At 35.7% G+C, this 1,092-nt stretch carries 1 protein-coding gene and 1 pseudogene; one reads left to right on the top strand and one right to left on the bottom strand.

What is annotated here, in order from left to right:
- A pseudogene (locus tag C5O19_RS25795) lies at nt 1-275 on the bottom strand (hypothetical protein); the annotation flags it as partial.
- A gap of 695 nt (nt 276-970) precedes the next feature.
- On the opposite strand from C5O19_RS25795, the gene C5O19_RS25790 reads away from it, so the two are divergent.
- The coding region (locus tag C5O19_RS25790; RefSeq protein ID WP_243406521.1) for a sugar phosphate nucleotidyltransferase at nt 971-1,092 on the top strand (122 nt) is incomplete at its 3' end.

Genomic DNA, 1,092 nt, shown 5'->3' with positions numbered 1-1,092 from the left:
CCTTGAATCATAGCTTGGGACTCGGGCAGATTAAAGACGGCCGAAGCCTCGGGGTTTAAGCTACTGACGGTAATGGAGAGCACATCGCCGACCTGCACACGGGGTGTGTACTGCTGAGCAATGCTAAGGGAATCAACGGTTGTATTGGGGCCTTCCTGGAAGAGCGCTAAGTTCTTCGAGGATACACATCCCGTAAAAATACTGGCAAGAACGGCTAGTAAAGCAACCCGCTCTACTAGAACTACCCGATCCTGGCGGAATGATCTGGCGCTCATACAAGCTTGAAATAATACAAGAATTGGCGGTACAAGTAATGCTCTTTCAAAGAAAATACAATTTTATGTCTTCTGCTAATTAATCTATCAAATGTTTTGAAAAAGTTTATTTTTATTATCATATAACAATAAAATGAGCTAATATACTGAATATACAGCTGATTATAATAGTTTTAGTCAATAGAAAAGCATTATAAATTAATAATTGCATAACAATCATAATACAATGAAAATCTTCAAATAATCCCATTGTAAAAATCCAGTACTTATTTATCATAAAATACTTTTTAGTCATTCATATTAACTATAGACGCAAACTTCAATGGATTTTAAATTTTCACCCTATACGATTAGTTGACTACAGCCATATCTTGTAGAATAAACAATTCATATACCCCATATATATTCTTATCAAATCCCAGTTAGTAAAAAGATAGATGTAAGTATAATGGCTTAAGTTACTCTCTGTGAACTTACAATGCTTAGCTCAATCTAGCTGTCCATTCGCTAGATAATATATTCTATCTAGCTTATTAAAATATATTGATACGCAACAAGAAAAGGATACTTCTAAGAAATAGTCTAATTATATTGCTGATTTCTATTAAAGTGAAAAATATAATATTGTAAATTTCAATCTGCCAAATAAATAAATGCTACTGTGCATTTATCTGAACTGCTTTTTAACTTCCTAAATGAACTTCCAACACACGTACGTAGTCATCATGGCCGGGGGCGTCGGTACCCGCTTCTGGCCCTTTTCCCGCCAAACCTATCCCAAGCAGTTTCATGACGTCTTAGGCATCGGACGCACCAT

The sequence above is a fragment of the Siphonobacter curvatus genome, assembly GCF_002943425.1.
Lineage (GTDB): Bacteria > Bacteroidota > Bacteroidia > Cytophagales > Spirosomataceae > Siphonobacter > Siphonobacter curvatus.
The sequence above is the reverse complement of the archived record's forward strand: the minus strand, read 5'-3'. Positions and strand labels throughout refer to the sequence as shown.